The sequence below is a fragment of the Marinigracilibium pacificum genome, from assembly GCF_012926615.1.
Classification (GTDB): Bacteria; Bacteroidota; Bacteroidia; order Cytophagales; family Cyclobacteriaceae; genus Mangrovivirga; species Mangrovivirga pacifica.
In genome coordinates, this window is the sequence record NZ_JABBNU010000003.1 from 144,429 (window position 1) to 161,630 (window position 17,202).

The 17,202-nt window shown below is 33.5% G+C and carries 16 protein-coding genes; 11 read left to right on the forward strand and 5 right to left on the reverse strand.

Translation table 11 applies throughout. The features are described from left to right. Nucleotides 1-18: 18 nt before the first annotated feature. Nucleotides 19-2,181, forward strand: a complete 2,163-nt coding sequence (locus HH304_RS05455; protein WP_169678765.1) for a M3 family metallopeptidase — start codon at nt 19-21, stop codon at nt 2,179-2,181. 103 nt (nt 2,182-2,284) lie between these two features. On the opposite strand, the gene HH304_RS05460 is transcribed toward HH304_RS05455, so the two are convergent. Then, nucleotides 2,285-3,019: a hypothetical protein gene (locus HH304_RS05460; RefSeq protein WP_169678768.1), complete on the reverse strand. Its 735-nt coding sequence runs from the start codon at nt 3,017-3,019 to the stop codon at nt 2,285-2,287. A 425-nt stretch (nt 3,020-3,444) separates the two neighbouring features. On the opposite strand from HH304_RS05460, the gene HH304_RS05465 reads away from it, so the two are divergent. The 4 genes from HH304_RS05465 (at nt 3,445) to HH304_RS05480 (ending at nt 5,870) form a co-directional block, all read left to right on the forward strand. After that, nucleotides 3,445-4,353 carry a BspA family leucine-rich repeat surface protein gene (locus tag HH304_RS05465; protein ID WP_169678770.1) on the forward strand — a complete coding sequence of 303 codons (909 nt, stop codon included), beginning with the start codon at nt 3,445-3,447 and terminating at the stop codon, nt 4,351-4,353. A gap of 176 nt (nt 4,354-4,529) precedes the next feature. Further along, complete coding sequence (locus HH304_RS05470; RefSeq protein ID WP_169678771.1) at nt 4,530-5,048, forward strand: hypothetical protein; 519 nt, start codon at nt 4,530-4,532, stop codon at nt 5,046-5,048. A gap of 28 nt (nt 5,049-5,076) precedes the next feature. Then, nucleotides 5,077-5,385: a hypothetical protein gene (locus tag HH304_RS05475; protein WP_169678773.1), complete on the forward strand. Its 309-nt coding sequence runs from the start codon at nt 5,077-5,079 to the stop codon at nt 5,383-5,385. A gap of 20 nt (nt 5,386-5,405) precedes the next feature. Continuing rightward, complete coding sequence (locus tag HH304_RS05480) at nt 5,406-5,870, forward strand: c-type cytochrome (protein ID WP_169678775.1); 465 nt, start codon at nt 5,406-5,408, stop codon at nt 5,868-5,870. Between the two features lie 179 nt (nt 5,871-6,049). On the opposite strand, the gene HH304_RS05485 is transcribed toward HH304_RS05480, so the two are convergent. The 3 genes from HH304_RS05485 to HH304_RS05495 all read right to left on the reverse strand — a co-directional run bounded on the left by HH304_RS05485 (nt 6,050) and on the right by HH304_RS05495 (nt 8,752). Then, nucleotides 6,050-6,643 carry a c-type cytochrome gene (locus HH304_RS05485; RefSeq protein WP_169678777.1) on the reverse strand — a complete coding sequence of 198 codons (594 nt, stop codon included), beginning with the start codon at nt 6,641-6,643 and terminating at the stop codon, nt 6,050-6,052. A 181-nt stretch (nt 6,644-6,824) separates the two neighbouring features. Then, nucleotides 6,825-7,841, reverse strand: a complete 1,017-nt coding sequence (locus HH304_RS05490; RefSeq protein ID WP_169678779.1) for a zinc-dependent alcohol dehydrogenase — start codon at nt 7,839-7,841, stop codon at nt 6,825-6,827. Between the two features lie 185 nt (nt 7,842-8,026). Beyond that, nucleotides 8,027-8,752, reverse strand: a complete 726-nt coding sequence (locus tag HH304_RS05495) for a hypothetical protein (RefSeq protein WP_169678780.1) — start codon at nt 8,750-8,752, stop codon at nt 8,027-8,029. Between the two features lie 144 nt (nt 8,753-8,896). On the opposite strand from HH304_RS05495, the gene HH304_RS05500 reads away from it, so the two are divergent. The 3 genes from HH304_RS05500 (at nt 8,897) to HH304_RS05510 (ending at nt 12,282) form a co-directional block, all read left to right on the forward strand. After that, nucleotides 8,897-9,676 carry a LytR/AlgR family response regulator transcription factor gene (locus tag HH304_RS05500; protein ID WP_169678782.1) on the forward strand — a complete coding sequence of 260 codons (780 nt, stop codon included), beginning with the start codon at nt 8,897-8,899 and terminating at the stop codon, nt 9,674-9,676. A 109-nt stretch (nt 9,677-9,785) separates the two neighbouring features. Then, on the forward strand, nt 9,786-10,472 hold the full coding sequence (locus HH304_RS05505; RefSeq protein ID WP_169678784.1) for a GIN domain-containing protein: 687 nt from the start codon (nt 9,786-9,788) through the stop codon (nt 10,470-10,472). Nucleotides 10,473-10,758: 286 nt separating this feature from the next. Then, nucleotides 10,759-12,282, forward strand: coding sequence for a PKD domain-containing protein (locus tag HH304_RS05510; protein ID WP_169678786.1), 1,524 nt, complete (start codon nt 10,759-10,761; stop codon nt 12,280-12,282). A gap of 23 nt (nt 12,283-12,305) precedes the next feature. Here HH304_RS05510 and HH304_RS05515 read toward each other — a convergent pair whose 3' ends face one another. After that, on the reverse strand, nt 12,306-12,791 hold the full coding sequence (locus HH304_RS05515; RefSeq protein ID WP_169678788.1) for a DinB family protein: 486 nt from the start codon (nt 12,789-12,791) through the stop codon (nt 12,306-12,308). Between the two features lie 159 nt (nt 12,792-12,950). Here HH304_RS05515 and HH304_RS05520 point away from each other — a divergent pair, with 159 nt between their 5' ends. The 3 genes from HH304_RS05520 (at nt 12,951) to HH304_RS05530 (ending at nt 17,015) form a co-directional block, all read left to right on the forward strand. Next, nucleotides 12,951-14,012 carry a tetratricopeptide repeat protein gene (locus HH304_RS05520; protein ID WP_169678791.1) on the forward strand — a complete coding sequence of 354 codons (1,062 nt, stop codon included), beginning with the start codon at nt 12,951-12,953 and terminating at the stop codon, nt 14,010-14,012. 15 nt (nt 14,013-14,027) lie between these two features. Beyond that, nucleotides 14,028-14,522, forward strand: a complete 495-nt coding sequence (locus HH304_RS05525; RefSeq protein WP_169678793.1) for a hypothetical protein — start codon at nt 14,028-14,030, stop codon at nt 14,520-14,522. 240 nt (nt 14,523-14,762) lie between these two features. Beyond that, nucleotides 14,763-17,015 carry a S9 family peptidase gene (locus tag HH304_RS05530; RefSeq protein ID WP_169678795.1) on the forward strand — a complete coding sequence of 751 codons (2,253 nt, stop codon included), beginning with the start codon at nt 14,763-14,765 and terminating at the stop codon, nt 17,013-17,015. Nucleotides 17,016-17,202 lie beyond the last annotated feature (187 nt).

Consider the following 17,202-nt stretch of genomic DNA (forward strand, 5'->3'; position numbering starts at 1 on the left):
TCAAATAAACGCTAAACGATGACTAAATTTCTTAAAATCAAACAACTGGGGCTACTGCTATTAAGTATGATAGCAATAGTTAGTTGCACCCAGAAAACAGAAGAAGCTGAAACTGAGAAAACTGAATTGGAAAACCCATTGCTAAAAGAATGGACAGGTCCCTACGGAGGTGTTCCTGCATTCGACAAAGTAAAAATTGAAGATGTAAAACCAGCCATGATAAAAGGTATGGAATTACAACTAGAAGATATTGAGGCAATCGCTAACAATACTGAAGCTCCAACTTTCGAAAATACAATTGAAGCGATGGAGCGTGCAGGTAAAGAGTTAGACAGAGCTTTTTCTTACTATGGAATATTAAGTAGCAATATGTCTAGCCCTGAATTTAGAGATATTCAATCTGAACTAGCTCCAATGTTTTCAGAGTTTCAATCTAAAATCACGCAAAACGAAAAACTATTCCAACGCATCAAAGCAGTTTATGATGCTTCTAAGGAAAATCCACTTCCGGCAGACCAGCAACGTGTAACTGACCTTGTTTATACTAGTTTTGCAATGAATGGTGCAGAATTAGATGCCGCTAAAAAAGAAAGGTACGCTGCAATTAATAAAGAGCTTTCTACCCTTTATACAAAGTTTTCGAATAACGTTTTACACGATGAAGAAAACTATGTTACCTATTTAAAAGAAGATCAATTAGGTGGATTATCTGAAGGATTTATTAAGTCTGCAGCTAAAATCGCGGCTGATAAAGGTCATGAAGGTGAATACGCTATTACTAATACGCGTTCTTCAATGGATCCATTCCTTACTTTCTCAACTGAAAGAGAATTGCGAAAGCAGGTTTGGACTAACTACTATTCAAGAGGTGATAATGGAGACGAGTATGATAACAACGAAATAATCGCTGAAATCTTAAAACTACGTCGTGAGAGAGTAAAACTTCTTGGTCATGAGAATTATGCCGAGTGGAGATTACAAGACAGAATGGCTAAAAATCCTGAGAATGCGATGGAGCTAATGATGGCTGTATGGCCTGCAGCAATTGCAAGAGTTGAAGAAGAAGTTCAAGACATGCAGGCTGTTGCTGATGCTGAAGGTGCAAACATCAAGATCGAACCATGGGATTACAGATTTTATGCTGAAAAAGTTAGAAAGAAAAAATATGATCTAAACTCTGATGAGGTTAAGCAATACTTACAATTAGATAAATTAACTGAAGCCATGCACTATGTTGCCGGCAGATTGTTTAATTATGAATTTAAGCCAGTTCCTGAAGGAAGTGTTCCGGTTTACCATGAAGACGTTAAAGTCTGGGAAGTAACTGATAAGACAACAGGTGAAAACATTGGTCTTTGGTACCTTGACCCTTATGCAAGAGAAGGAAAAAGATCTGGAGCATGGGCTAATACTTTCAGAAGTCACACAACGTTTGATGGTAAAGAAAATGTTCTAGCGACTAACAATTCAAACTTCATCAAGCCAGCTCCTGGTGAGGCTGTTCTTGTTTCATGGGATGATGCAACTACATTCTTCCACGAGTTTGGTCATGCATTGCACTTCTTCTCTTCAAATGTTAAATACCCAACATTAAATGGCGGCGTAAGAGACTATACTGAATTCCAGTCTCAATTACTTGAGCGTTGGTTATCTACAGATGACGTAATTAATAATTACCTTGTTCACTATGAAACTGGCGAACCAATGCCGGCTGAACTTGTAACAAAAATTAAAAATGCATCTACATTTAATCAAGGATTCAGCACAACTGAGTACCTGGCTTCAGCAATTATCGATATGAAGTTACACCTTGCTGATCCTGAAAATATAGATGTAGACAAGTTTGAGAGAGAAACTCTTAAAGAACTTAACATGCCTGAGGAATTACCAATGCGTCACCGTACACCTCATTTCGGACACGTATTCTCAGGTGAAGGTTATGCTACCGCATATTATGGTTACATGTGGGCTGATGTATTAACTTCTGATGCTGCAGAAGCATTTGCTGATGCACCGGGAGGCTTTTATGATGAGGAAATGGCTCAGAAATTAGTTAAATATTTATTTGCTCCAAGAAACTCAATGGATCCGGCTGAAGCATACAGATTATTCAGAGGTCGCGATGCTAAAATTGAAGCATTAATGAGAGACAGAGGATTTCCGGTACCTACCGAAAACTAGGAATTGATTTAATAATCACATAAAAACACCCCCATTGAATTGATTATCGCTGGGGGTGTTTTTTAATATAGGCTACAAAATTCATTAGTCCAATAATACAATTCTAAGGATTTCTCCTGAGTTCTGCATTCATTTTCTTATACTTCCACCTTATAAAAATTGAATGATTGTTTAATTCAATATTTTCAAATTCAGAAACTAATTTTTCTTTAGATTCATCGCTAAAGTACTTCCAGTTAAATTTTATGATAGGTATCAAGGTGCTACTCAAATAAATCAAGTCTTCATCAGAAAATGCAATTGAATCATTTTGATAAAACATATATGCTGACAATATATTTGCCTGGGACTTTTCCCATTTTTCAAAACTTCTTTTTCTTTCAATATCAAATGTATCTAGCCTTTGTAAATAATCCTTTGAATATTTATTAACTGACAAAAGAAATGATCGTAACGCCCCGGCATACTCTACATGATAATACATAGGGCTGCTTCTCATATTTTTATCATCATATAACTCAATAAAGTTTTCCAATCCCTGTTGATTGAACTGAAAATCATCAGAATGATCATAATTCATTATCTTTTGATACAACATGCCTGATTTGTCACTATTCTTAACAGGTAATGAAAAAAAATTCTTCTCTTTTAACTGACCAAGTACGTCAACACAAGTATTCAGGTCAATATAATTCCAATCCTCTCCTATATCCGGAACGCCTAACTCATAATACTCCTTTATTGAAAGTGAACGATCTTCTATATTCTGAGAACAACTTAAAAAAATCAAGGATATAAAAAGGCCTCCTGCAAAACCAGATAAAATTCTATTCTCCATATTTTTCACACTGAAAATTAAAATACATTATCAATCAATCTTAGCGTAGTTAAAAATTTAAACAAATATTTAATTTATATAATTTTCAAATACACCCTCCCCTGTCTCGACCGATTGTTAAAAAGTATTTCAAGAAATATCTTATTTTATTTTTTCCGAACCAGTAATCATTTATTCAAATGACATGATAAACTAAAAATAAATTTAGTCAACTACATTTCATTTTACCCTGCAATTCTATTATTTAAATACATTGCTGATCTAAATCAAAAATCAAATCAAAGGCTTTGCTATTTGAATTGAAAACATCTATTTTCGCGCCACTGAGAATAAAGAGAACTCGGCAAATATCTATAACAATAAACCAGGAAACTGGAAGCTGGCATCATTTAAAAGTTACGCTTCTTCAAAAACTATAATATCAAATGAAAAAAATTTATTTTTTATTATCACTTCTTATTGCTGGATTGACAAGCTGTGAAAAAGAAGAAACAATAACAACCTATACATTAACAACTCAGATAAATGGGTCTGGATCAGTTTCAGTTCAACAAATGAATGTAATGGCTGGAGATACCATAGTAATTACAGCAACACCGGACCAGGGCAAGTATTTTAATGGATGGACAGGTGATACTACCTCTTATGAAAATCCTGTTTCCATTGTCATGAACAGTGACAAGAACCTGACAGCAAATTTTGTTGATGAGACAGAAATAATTCAATTAGCTGATAATGGAGTGACATTATACTGTCTTCCAATAGCAGAAACAGGCAAGAAATATCCTTACAATGGAGAAATGTATGAAATAGTTGATAGTGCCAGATTGTATTATCTCGCATACTACGGTCATGATGTCACTAAAGTCATCACAACAAATATCACGAATATGAATTCTTTATTTAAAGACAGGAATTTCTTTAATCAAGATATTTCTACGTGGGATGTTAGTAATGTGACAGATATGGAGTTAATGTTTTATAGAGCAACATATTTCAACAAGGACATATCTAATTGGGACGTTAGCAAAGTAACAAATATGGGTTCAATGTTTCATTGGGCTCAAAATTTCAATCAAGATATATCTAAATGGGATGTGAGTAATGTAACCGATATGAGTGTCATGTTTGGTCGTGCAGAAGCATTTAACCAGAATATTTCAGGGTGGAATGTCAGTAAGGTAACCGATATGTTTACCATGTTTGGATATGCTGTAAAATTTAATCAGAATTTATCATCCTGGGATGTTGATCAGGTGTCTTTGTGCTTACTATTTGCAACGTACACTCCAAGCTGGACCCTGCCTAAACCAAGGCTGTCATGCACCCAATAATCCACAAACACATAATCCTGATTATCAACATTTTATAATAATCAGGATTATATACTTGTATTATTGCCATACGATATACTTGAATTAATAATTGTAAAAGGAATATTATTTTTTAATAATCCAGATTTTTAAGCGTTACAACTTTTTAATCTGGATTTAACTCTCCCCTGTTTCTCATGCAAGAATATAATCTGATTTATGATTTCACATTACAGCATTACAATCTTCCATTATTCATTATTTCTTCGGTTTTAATAATTGGTGGAATATTAATCATCCTTTTTCGTAAAGAAGTTAAAGCTTATAGAACCTATGGCCAGAACACAAGGCTCTTTCCAATAAAACAAATTGATATTGAAAAGAAATCCTTCAAAATTTTGACAGCATATTATGGAATAGTTTTGATTGCTTTTGGAACGTTTCTATTTGGTGATCTTGTATTCTATATTAAGAAATCAAATATTGAAAGGTTTGAGAATGTGAAAATTGTAAAAGGTTCAATCAATTCATTTTATGAAAGGGAAGTATTCGAAGTAATATACTATTCATTTGAAGTAAACAACGAGACCTTTAATATCCGAAAAGATAATAATTTTATTGGGAAGCCAAGGTTATTTAATGGCAGCAAAGTTTATATTGAATATTTCAAATCTAACGAACCCTATAACCTGAATAAAATAATTAAAATAAGTTAGGCAAAAAAATTAAACATGTATATTCAAGATGATAATTAAATGGATATTCATCATATCGATTATTCAATTCATTTCATATCTGGTTTTTGATAGGTTAAAAGTAAAACATGCAACCAGATATATATTTACCTTAGTTATTTTAGGATACCTATTTATACTCCCTCCTCTTTTCTATCCTGAGCCACAACCAGATGGAGGCACTTGTGGTATGCCGGTTTTAGGTATTACTCTCGGATTCTGGGTTATCGGTGGTATCGCTGCCCCGATAACGCATATTATCTTTCGTTCTATTAGGCCTAAAGAAAGAAAAAAATCACTACCTATAGACCATTTGTAAAATAATAAAATGTAATTGAGATGAAGGAAATAAAAACGGCTGTAATTCTATCATTCATGGCAACCATTATCACTTCAATTGCATTTGGATTAACTGTTTTTTCAGATTTTCCATACTACAAACAAGCATATTGTGGTGGTGCTATAATGCCTGAAGACTATAAACCCACTGAATATCTAACACCACTTGATCACCCGGGTCAAATCGTATTTAAAAGTAACTGTACAACCTGTCATTCTTTAGACATTAAAATAATAAGCCCTCCACTTCGTAATGTATTTGAATATAGAGATTCGTTATGGACAGTGAAAATGATTAAAAACGCTAGAAAATTAAGAGAAAATGGAGACTCGCTTGCAATAGCTAATTTCGAAGGATACAATCATCTTCAACATACATCTTTCGAAATAATGCCAGACTCAACATTAAAGCTTTTAATCTCTTATTTAATTGAAGAAGGAAATCGAGACTCAGCTCAAAATTAAAGCATATAAATATTTTGACGCCGAATAAGCCCACAGGCTTTTCATCACTACAGGTTTATAAATTCTTCCACAGCGGCAACATAAAAAGCTATTCTTACTATGAAAATAACATCATAGCTTATAATAAACCTTATTGTGCCATTTAAGAATCTTCTAATAATACAATATGATTTAATCAATCACTGAACCTTTGGAGGTATTGGCTCAGGAACAATGTTATCAACAGGATTGAGGCTTTGCAGATAAGCAAAAATCGCCTTCAGGTCATCATCGGTAAAGTTCCTGTAATGTTGCCATGGCATCGGTGGTAATAGCGGTCTGCTACCTTCTATACCTTTATAAAGTCCTTTCCTGATTGCGGTTAGAAATTGACCTTCTGTCCAGGTACCAAGTCCTGTTTCATGCGGAGTAAGATTAGCAGCAAAGGAAGTTCCCCATGGACCAGTAGCTGCTGTTAGCCCTGGTGAAAAAAGTATATAAGATTTTGCTGTTGCTTCATCATAAGGGGCTAATTTCTCATTTGCCGGGTGTCCGGAAAGCATTCTACTCTCATCAACTTCAACTCCATTTTCAGTCATCACTTTTGGTGAATGACAATCATTACATCCATTTGTATTTACAAGGTAAGCTCCTCTCACAACCGGGTCAGCTTTTAACATGGTCTTAGGTTCATTAACTTTTTCTAGAGTAGCTTCTTTTGTATGTTCATCTGAATTGCAGGAATATATCATAAACCCGCATATCAATGCAGCAATTGTGGTGGTGGTTTTCATGGCTCAATCAGTTATGGTAACTAGTACTTGTGATACATATAAATTTAATAAAAACACCGCAAATATTATCATCAGACGATAAGTGAAAATTTCCATTTTTTTACACTTTTCTGATTATACTAATTTGTTAAAATAACTGATTACTGAATCAAACCTAATGATAAGTTTTTATTCAAAATTTCTATTCACTATCAACCATTACTTTTACAGACTGACTGCTATCGGCTTGTACTTCAAATGCTTCAGGCAATTTACTCAATGGAAAGTGATGACTAACAATAGGTGATATATCCAACTTCCCTGTCTCCATCAGTTTAATTGCTTCTAGAAAGTCATCAGCTGAATAGAAAAGTGAGCCTTTTATATTTAACCGCTTATAAACTACATTATTTGGATCAAATTCTGTCGGTTTTCTATAGATTGCCAAAACTGTTAATTTTGCATCGGGAGCAAGTACTTCTGTAATCTGCTTGAATATAGCACTTACACCAGTACATTCAAATGCAGCGTTCAAGTTTGGAAGCTGCCCGGCATAATTTAGAGAATCTACCATGCCGAATTTTTCAGAAATGACATCTCCAAGATCACCATCTGACTTAGGGTTATAGGTCATTTTTGCTCCTAGTTTTTTTGCCAGTTCCAGTCTTTTTTCACTAATATCCGAGGCTATTATATTTTCATACCCTTTGGCTTTTAATCCAGCTATCGTAACCAACCCGATTGTACCACAACCGGATACGAGTATATTATCATCCTTATTTAGATTTGTATGATTAATTGCTGCTAACCCTACAGACAAAGGCTCTACCAATGCGCCTTTCTCACTGGTAATTTTATCTGGAATAATAAACAAATTAGAATTTAGCTTTGCATTATCAATTTTGACATATCGGGCAAATCCACCGGGACTTAAACCAAGGCCGGTACCATTGATCATGGGGTTTACTACTACCCTGTCGCCCACATTCATATCTATCACATTCTTCCCCACATTAATCAACTCTCCTGAAAACTCGTGACCCAGAACTGACCCTTCCGGAACAAGCCCTTCATGATAAATATGCAGATCTGTACCACATATTCCAGTCATTTCAACTTTTATTATAACACTATCATCACCGGGAACTGGTACATCCATAGATTCTACACGAACATCATGGACACCACGAAATACACCCGAAGGATTTGAATCTTTCATAATATGTTTGGTTTTAGCAGATTTGAAAATTTATAGCCCTATGACTAATAAGGCTGTGCCTTTATTAAATATACTCAATCAAACTGCACTATACCACCCATATACTTAATAAAAAGCAGAACTATATCGCATATATAATTAGCTTTTACAGTTCTGCTTTTCAATTTTCTTTCAAAAGGAAAATATTAATTACAGGAAACTTTGCTTAACTCTTCAGCTTCTGTTACTTGATTTTGGGTATAGGCCTCTTCTTGATACATTACAAATTTATCTATTGCATGACCATAAGAACGTCCAGACACTTCCATTTTATAAATCCCTGGATTATTAAATTTCACATAAATCATATGGGCATCATTATCTGATGTTCTTGACTGCCATTTAAAGGTTAACGGAGTTCCACTTCTATAAATTTTAAACCATCCATCTTTTGAAGCTCCATGAGGGTTAGGTGACTTTCCAGAACCATTAGGATAAACTAAACTACCGTCTGGTTTTTTACCATAAAAATCATCTGCATCAGGAAATCTAAGCCATGAATCATTACCTTCGGAAGGGCTTTCTCCTTCAGTTACTGCACTTTTCCATATAAAACGATAGGTACCAGGATTACTTATTTTTAAATTATAGTTGGCTATACCTTTTCCCGGGTTCGAAAAATTATTATCACCTTCCCATCTCATATATCCTTCCCCTGAAACCTCTGATAAATCCCTAACTAGTTTCCACCCCTCTCCAAAAATAGCATTTTCAAACTCTATTACAAGAAGCGAGTCAGCTTCCGAAAATAATGCAAACTTACCTTCAGAACATTTTATTATTGAAGATGGAGTAAATTGATCTTCAGAATTACATGAATTGTTAATTAAATAAAGCGCAAATAATGGAATCAAATATAGTTTTCTTTTCATATCTAAAAATTAAAATTCCCCCTAAATTATAAGTTGAATTCCATATACCCAAAACACCTTTTATAAATTAAAATATCCTTTGGTAAGTTTTCATTATTCTTTATCAATATGAAATATTAATTTGACAGGAAGAATAATCCTATAATGAAAACAAGAGGTATTTATATCCGATTACTAATATCTTTTATACTATCAAATGTACTTATCCTGATCGGGAAAGATGACTGGATCTCTTTATATGTGCACAATTCCCGACATTACCAGGATATGATTCAAACCTTCTTTTGTGTTTTCATAGTGTTCGAATATATTTTCCGGATAAATACATACCTTGACACTAAACACAACTGGAAGAAATCACCTTTTGAAAGATCAATTTTTCAGGTCTTTTTCGGATTACTTATCCCTTCCATATTAGCTATAATTCTGACTTTTATTCAATGGGAATTCATCTGGCATAAAGGGCTGATTGAAGGTAATTACTTCAAATATGAATTTCTACCACAGGTACTACTAATAGTAATAATGAATTTATTTTTGGTTATTTTAAACATTTTTAAAACTGAAAATAACCAAACATCAGACGTACCAACAACTACTATTCAAGCATCAAAAGGAAATAAAAATATCCCGGTTTCATTAAGTGATATTGCCCACTTAAAACTAAGGAACGGCATCACCTATTTAAAATCTTTTGATAATGACAACCTGATAGTATCCTGCTCTCTTGAACAGATTGAAAAGACCTTACCTCCCAGTCAGTTTTTCAGAGCAAACAGACAGGAAATCATCAATAAAAAAAATTGTAAGTCCTATGCTTCGATAGAAAACGGAAAGGTTGAGGTTGTACTAAATGGAGATGAAGAATCAGTAAAGGTAAGTCAAAAGAAAGCAGCAAGTTTTCGTAAGTGGATTAAGGAATAAATAGAATATACTTCAGCCTTAAAAATATATACTTCACGAAAAATGGGCTTTCAGGTTAAAACAAGGCACATAATATTTGCGCTACAAATAGAAATCATGAATTAAAACTATGAAAAAGCAACACCAAAAACTTTTAAGAATTATGATCTTATCAATAGTAAGTTTTTCTTTAATACTTACTTCTTGTGATGATGAAGATCTGTGTCTAACAGGGTCTGGTACAGTATCAGATTATGAGTTAGATCTTGTTCAATTTAACAATGTTAGCCTCGAAGGCCCTATTAATTTAAGGATTACCCAGGGGTCTACACAAAAAGTTGTTATTGCTGCAGAACCTTCTTTATATGGCCCATTATATCATTATGTCAGAGATGGCAGGTTGTTTGTAGGCTATGACGAAAATGTTAGATGTTTTAATACTGATTTTGGAGTTTGGGTTAACATCACCGTTCCCGACCTAAATTCAATTCATGTTGATGGTAAAAGTGAGATTGAGTCCTCAGGAGATTTGATACTTGACGACTTGCACATATCCAACTCAGGAGAATGTAAAGTATCCCTAACTGGTACAATCGATGATCAGGAATTTGACACTGAAGGTAAAATTTCAGTATTTAATTCAGAAGTATCTTCTAAAAATGTCTCAATCGATGTCGAAGGATCAGGCTATTTTGAAGTTAATTGTCAGGAAATAATGAATATTGATGTGGAAGGATCTGCAACAATAAGATATACAGGAAAGCCTCAAATCTATCAGGATGTTGAAGGCGCTTTAGAACTAATAGACGCTAATTAAATAAATTAAAACCTGGATTATAACGTGATATTTAAAAGTAAATATCACGTTGTTTTTATAGTTCCTGTATGGTTTAACTATTGACCCTTCTATATATATATATTGCAATTTACTTTCCTTTTAACACAAACATATACCCGAAAAAGTTAACATAATATTAACCTGATTCACAGACATATATGATATGATTTTTTAAAAAATTAATGTATCTTAATAGTAGAGCATCTTTAGGGAATCAAAACCTGGGGTAACATTAATTTTCTATACTACACCACACGATTATATCATGAGAATAAAATTATTCCCATCGCTATTACTAATAATAATTTTTAGTTGTTCTGATAGTGATGATCCAGTTAGCCAAGTTAAAGCGTCATTTAGATCTGCACCAACTTCATTATTTTCCGGAGAATATGTTCAATTCACAGATAATTCAACTGGAAACCCTTCATCATGGCAATGGGAATTTGAAGGAGGAACACCGGCACTTTCAAGTGAACAAAACCCTCAGATTCAATATAACACGCCTGGGAATTTTTCTGTAAAACTGAAGGTGTCAAACGGACAAACGGAAGATTCTGAAGTAATGGAAAATGTTATTACCGTTCATCCTACTGAAATAACTGTTGATATAGCACCTGATAAATCAAATATTTATGTTGGAGAAACAGTAAAATTTACAGACAATTCAAATGGTAACCCTACCTCATGGTTTTGGAATTTTCAAGGTGGCACACCTGAAACATCCAACGAACAAAATCCAAGCATTCAATATAATACTGTAGGCGTTTTTTCGGTTACTCTCACTGTTTCTAATCAAGAAACAGAAGCAACTAAAGTTTATGAAAACCTGATTACTGTTGAAGATAAACTCGTGGTGATAGATTTTACTTCAAACAATACTGTAGTTACAGCAGGAAGAAATATTTCATTTTTTGATAATTCCACTAATAATCCTGATAAATGGGAATGGACTTTTGAAGGTGGCTCACCAAAAACCTCAAACCAGCAAGACCCTGTCGTATACTATACAGTTCCTGGTGAATATCAGGTTAAACTGAAAGTGACCAAAAATGATTATGAAGATGAAATAATTAAAACAAATTATATCAAAGTTGAAGCTATGACCAAACCTCCATTTGAAGGAACTGTATTTATTGCGCCAGATATAATAAAAGAAAGTGATCCGACAACTTATATTAAAGCTGAAAGTGTTGGAAAGGGTAAAAAAACAGTGTTTGATAGAAGAGTTGGTAAATGGATAGAAATTAATGCCCATTTAATTAACCTGACTTATGAGGGGCAGAAAGTAATACAAGCTGTTGTAAACCCTGAGTTCACTTCTGAAGAAGCTCTTCAAACGGCAATACATTATGGTACCTCAGTTGGCCGAATCCCCAAATTCTTGATTAAAGATGTAAATGAACTCTGGATTCATAAGGGGAAGTATCCATTTGGTGGTGGAAATAATTCGATTTTGATTCATACAGACCAGGGAAAAGAATATGAAGATGGTGGCTTTCTGGAAGAAGCATTTATACATGAAGGAGGTCATACATCACTAGATGCAGGTCATGCCAATAGCGCCGGTTGGTTGGAAGCACAAAACTATGACATGGTTTTTATCTCAACTTATGCTATGGAAAATTCGAGTCAAGAGGATATAGCTGAATCGATTTTAACCTACCTTGCAATAAAAAAACGCAAAAGCAGACTCAACGATAACTTGTATTATAACATAAGAGCAGCGAATAAATACAGGATAGAATACTTTAACAAACAGAATTTTAATTTCTATCCTGTAGAGTAATCATAATTATTTTGATAATTCAATTAATTCCAAATCCCAAGGATTTTTCTGAGAAGAACAATTTGACCAACGTGGTACGCATTATGATCCGCTACAAGAAGAATTTCTCTTAAATATGTCTGTCCATCACCATGAGGGATTTTAGTAAAAAGATCTATTTTAGAATTTTGAGCCAGATCCTTAATCATTTGTAGATCATCATTAAACCTTTCGATGCTTTTACCCCATTCATTTTCATACTTCGGGTTGGAATCAGAGGGCCAATATTTATCAGGCCATGCCATTTCTTTGTAATCAGGATTAATACAAAAATCCAGAATATCAAATTGAGAAATCCGCATATGCTCTATCAACTCCCATATTGAATAGGGATAATTTTCATGCTTGATATATCGCATTCCAGATGGAATGCCCTTTATTGCAGTCTCAAAATTCACATGGGCTCCCTCCCAATCAAGGAGTTTAACCAACTGAAATCTTAATTCCTTATATTCTTTTATTAAAGACATATAATAATATTTAATTCATAATTATCGATAACTTCTCAATTTTCTAATTACAACAGTATCCTAAATCTTTTGGAAAATGAAATTATTGGAAATGACATATTAATTTATTTATTTTCCAGCCATTAGGAATTTATTTAGCACTTATTTTTTTGTTTACATATGAAACCACATTTAGTACTTTTCTTTTCTCTTATATTATTTTATTGCTACTCACAAACAGATGGTAATAAAGAAAACGCTATTAATCTAGCTAGAAAAGCCGTAAAACTAATGGATAATGGAGAAATTGATGAATCAATTGATCTACTTGAAAAAGCTGTTAAATTGGATCCATCGAACTACATCTACCCTTATGAAATTGGTTATGCATATGTTCTAAAAAAGGATTATGATAATGCAATCAAATATCTAGAAAAGGTAATTAAAATGGATGGAGTCAATGACCTTGGATATCAACTACTAGGTAATACATATTCAATGGCCGGAAACAAAGACAAAGCTATAAAGACTTATAACAAAGGGTTAAAATTGTTTCCTAACTCCGGTAAGTTATATCTTGAATTAGGTAATGTTCATCAGGATGACTGGCTTAAAGCACTTGAATTTTATGAAAAGGGCATCCTTGTAGAACCAACTTTTCCATCCAATTACTATTGGGCATCAAAAATCTTTTGCAATTCTTCAGAAGAGGTCTGGGGAATGATATATGGTGAAATTTTTATGAATATTGAAAGGGGGTCAGGAAGGACTGAAGAAATCAGTAAACTACTTTTTGACACTTATCAAAGTGAAATTCAATTCACATCGGACTCATCAGTTTCTGTTAGTTTTAGCCAGAACAACATTGTCAACGTTGATAAAAAAGACATTAAAATCCCATTTACTGTAATCTATGAGCCAACACTTTTGTTGGCAACATCAACTATCGATTCCATATCACTTAATACATTAAATAAAATTAGAACAGAATTTATATCATTTTATTACCAAAAAGAATTTAATGATGAATATCCAAACATTGTCTTTGATTGGAATAAAAAGTTGATCGGTGAAGGACACTTTGAGAGCTATAATTACTGGCTCCTCATGAAAGGCTCTCCTGAGGAGTTTAATTATTGGATATCTGAAAACGAAGATAAATTCAATGACTTTATTGACTGGTTCACAAATAATCCAATGCCAATTGATAGCCAAAATACTTTTCATAGATCATATTACTAATTTGGTGAATATATAATGAAGCTTAAATTAGTTAAAGTTAATATAGTAGTTAATTCTATAATCTTTAAAGCATACCAAACTATTCTAATAGGATATTTTCTTTCAATGTTCTTAAATATCTTAGGCTTTATAAATATTGATTATAGTATTTATTTTGAATCTATAATCAAAGATTTATTCATCATTATTGGAGTAGTATTGGTTTTAGCAAACATTGTTATATATAAAACAATAGGTACTGTACTAATTGATTCAAATACAATATATCTGATGACGAACCAGGGGAAGGAATCTATATGTTTGGAAACACCCAATAAATTGATTTTAATTAAAGTTCAGAGGGAAATTTGGCATATCATGTTTAACAATATAGATTTCAATGTCAAGCTAAATAAAAAAGAAAAAGTGGAATTTTTGAAGATAATTGAACAAAACGGAATTCCCTTCAGATATGAAAATAATTTGCGAAATCTACAAATTTGGATAAAGAAAAAAATCAAAATAAATTAAGTTGAATTACTTTATTTGGGGCTATTAATTCTGCTTTGTTGAATGTGATGGTCTGTCATTTAAAACACCTCTGTTCATTAAAAATTCAAAAATGAATATTTGGGTTACACAAATATTACCATCGAAGTGATACTATTTTACCTATGTCAAAATAGTATTGGTTCAATTAATTTGAAATTGAATCTTATCCAATTAAATTATTCCTCCAATAAACAGTTAAACCTCATTAAATCTAACAAAATGAACCTTCGAATATTATTTTTTCTAATTCTAGGGGGACTTTCCTCCCTTGGTTATAGTCAGGAATCAAAACTCCTGACGCTTGACAGGATTTACAATTCAAATGAGTTTTCTCAAGATTATCAAAACCCCATAAGCTGGATTGAAAACGGAGATGCGTATATAATCCTTGAATACAATGATCAAAACCAGAATGAGTTGATTAAATATGACTCAAAAAAGCAAACTGCTTCTCCCCTGCTTTCTGCTACTCAACTTACTCCTGAAGGGACATCTGACCCAATATATATTGAAGATTTCACCATGTCAGAAGACGAATCTAAGATTCTTATATTCACAAATTCAAGCCGGGTATGGCGAACTAATACAAAAGGTGATTATTGGGTTTATGATTTGAATACAAACAAGCTTACACAAATTGGAAGTGAATTCCCTGAATCATCTCTTATGTTTGCAAAGTTCTCAGTAGACAATCAATTTGTTGCCTACGTGATGAACTTTAATCTTTATATGGAGAATTTCAGCACTGGAGAAATAACACAATTAACAAATGACGGAACAGGCGATATCATCAATGGTACTTTCGACTGGGCCTACGAGGAAGAATTCGGAGCACGAGATGGTTTTCGCTGGAGCCCTAATACATCATATTTAGCATACTGGCAATTAGATGCCTCGAATGTTGGTTCATTCAATATGATCAACAATACTGATTCAATCTATTCTAAAGTTATTCCAGTACAATATCCAAAAGTTGGACAGGATCCTTCTTCAGCAAAAATTGGAATTTTAAAAACCAGATCAGGTGACACCCAATGGGTTAAACTCGAAGGAAGTACTATACAAAACTATATACCGGCCATACAGTGGATGAATGAGAACACACTAATTATTCAACAGATTAATAGAAAGCAAAACCATCTTAAGGTTTGGGTTTATGACCTTACTAATAATACAACCCGATTGGTCTATGAAGAAAAGAATGATTCCTGGATCGATCTGCAATACCCTGATGTAACAGCATCGCACTGGGGCGACAATGATTTAAAAATAATTGATGATGGCAAGTCATTTATCAGACTGACTGAAGATAACTGGAGAAATGCATATAAAATAAATATATATAATGGAGAGAAAACAATGCTTTCTCCTGGCGCATACGATGTTGCCTCCTTTGGTGGAAAAAGTGACAAGCTACTTTATTACTTGGCTTCTCCATCAAGCAGTTCGCAGAGATATCTTTATACTGTCGATTTGAAAGGTAATCAAAAAGATAAAAGATTAACTCCGGATTCATTTGAAGGGATTAACAATTATAATATTTCTCCTAATGGAAAATATGCCATTCACTCTCATTCAAGTGCACTTTCACCAACTACTGTTGATTTTATTTCTCTACCTGACCATAAAATCATCAAGCAACTAATAACCAATGAAAAATATAAAGAAAAGCTCAATTCTTTGGCAATGCCAGAAGTTGAATTCATTAAGGTTACAACCGATGAAGGCATCGAAGTTGATGGTAGAATGATAAAACCACTTAATTTCGATGGATCGAAACAATATCCGGTAATATTCCATGTTTATGGAGAGCCATGGGGTCAGGTAGCTACTGATAACTTTGTAGGATTATGGAATATCATGCTAGCTCAGCAAGGATACATAGTTATTGATATTGACCCGAGAGGAAGCCCTTGTTTAAAAGGAAGTGAATGGAGAAAATCAATCTATCGAAATATTGGTCGTAAAAACATAAATGATCTGGGTAAGGCAGCTGCAGAAATTGTTAAATTTCCATTTATCGATGCAGAAAGAGTTGGTGTATGGGGATGGAGCGGTGGAGGAAGCTCTACACTGAATTTAATGTTCAGATTTCCGGAAGTATTCAAAACCGGGGTAGCCATTGCTTTCGTTGCAAACCAGTTAACCTATGACAACATCTATCAGGAAAGGTATATGGGATTACCTCAGGAAAACAAGGAAGATTTCATCAACGGGTCACCGATATCACATGTCGAGGGACTAAAAGGTGACTTACTTTTGATCCATGGTACTGCAGATGACAATGTCCACTATCAAAATATGGAGTTACTGGTAAACGAACTTATTTCTAAAAACAAGCAATTCGATATGATGTCTTACCCTAATCGCTCACATGGAATTTATGAAGGTAAAAATACCAGAAGACATCTTTATACATTGATTACAAACTATTTCAATGAAAAAGTCCCTGTTAACAACCTGAATCAATAAGAAAAATTATCATGGTTTGTGTCTCCTTTAGCTACATCAGAACAGCAATGACCATTAAAGATACAAGCCATACTTTATTCAAGTGATAATGCTCACCATGAAATAAACGGACACGTAAGATATATGCGTGTCCGTTTATTTTTCAAAACTTGTCATTTCAGTTAGATTTCACAAAATTAATTAGTCA

Bases quoted from the DNA above. Each gene is read 5' to 3' on its own strand.
- HH304_RS05455 (WP_169678765.1), top strand. From the start codon at position 19: ATGACTAAATTTCTTAAAATCAAACAACTGGGGCTACTGCTATTAAGT.
- HH304_RS05460 (WP_169678768.1), bottom strand. From the start codon at position 3,019: ATGGAGAATAGAATTTTATCTGGTTTTGCAGGAGGCCTTTTTATATCC.
- HH304_RS05465 (WP_169678770.1), top strand. From the start codon at position 3,445: ATGAAAAAAATTTATTTTTTATTATCACTTCTTATTGCTGGATTGACA.
- HH304_RS05470 (WP_169678771.1), top strand. From the start codon at position 4,530: ATGCAAGAATATAATCTGATTTATGATTTCACATTACAGCATTACAAT.
- HH304_RS05475 (WP_169678773.1), top strand. From the start codon at position 5,077: ATGATAATTAAATGGATATTCATCATATCGATTATTCAATTCATTTCA.
- HH304_RS05480 (WP_169678775.1), top strand. From the start codon at position 5,406: ATGAAGGAAATAAAAACGGCTGTAATTCTATCATTCATGGCAACCATT.
- HH304_RS05485 (WP_169678777.1), bottom strand. From the start codon at position 6,643: ATGAAAACCACCACCACAATTGCTGCATTGATATGCGGGTTTATGATA.
- HH304_RS05490 (WP_169678779.1), bottom strand. From the start codon at position 7,841: ATGAAAGATTCAAATCCTTCGGGTGTATTTCGTGGTGTCCATGATGTT.
- HH304_RS05495 (WP_169678780.1), bottom strand. From the start codon at position 8,752: ATGAAAAGAAAACTATATTTGATTCCATTATTTGCGCTTTATTTAATT.
- HH304_RS05500 (WP_169678782.1), top strand. From the start codon at position 8,897: ATGAAAACAAGAGGTATTTATATCCGATTACTAATATCTTTTATACTA.
- HH304_RS05505 (WP_169678784.1), top strand. From the start codon at position 9,786: ATGAAAAAGCAACACCAAAAACTTTTAAGAATTATGATCTTATCAATA.
- HH304_RS05510 (WP_169678786.1), top strand. From the start codon at position 10,759: ATGAGAATAAAATTATTCCCATCGCTATTACTAATAATAATTTTTAGT.
- HH304_RS05515 (WP_169678788.1), bottom strand. From the start codon at position 12,791: ATGTCTTTAATAAAAGAATATAAGGAATTAAGATTTCAGTTGGTTAAA.
- HH304_RS05520 (WP_169678791.1), top strand. From the start codon at position 12,951: ATGAAACCACATTTAGTACTTTTCTTTTCTCTTATATTATTTTATTGC.
- HH304_RS05525 (WP_169678793.1), top strand. From the start codon at position 14,028: ATGAAGCTTAAATTAGTTAAAGTTAATATAGTAGTTAATTCTATAATC.
- HH304_RS05530 (WP_169678795.1), top strand. From the start codon at position 14,763: ATGAACCTTCGAATATTATTTTTTCTAATTCTAGGGGGACTTTCCTCC.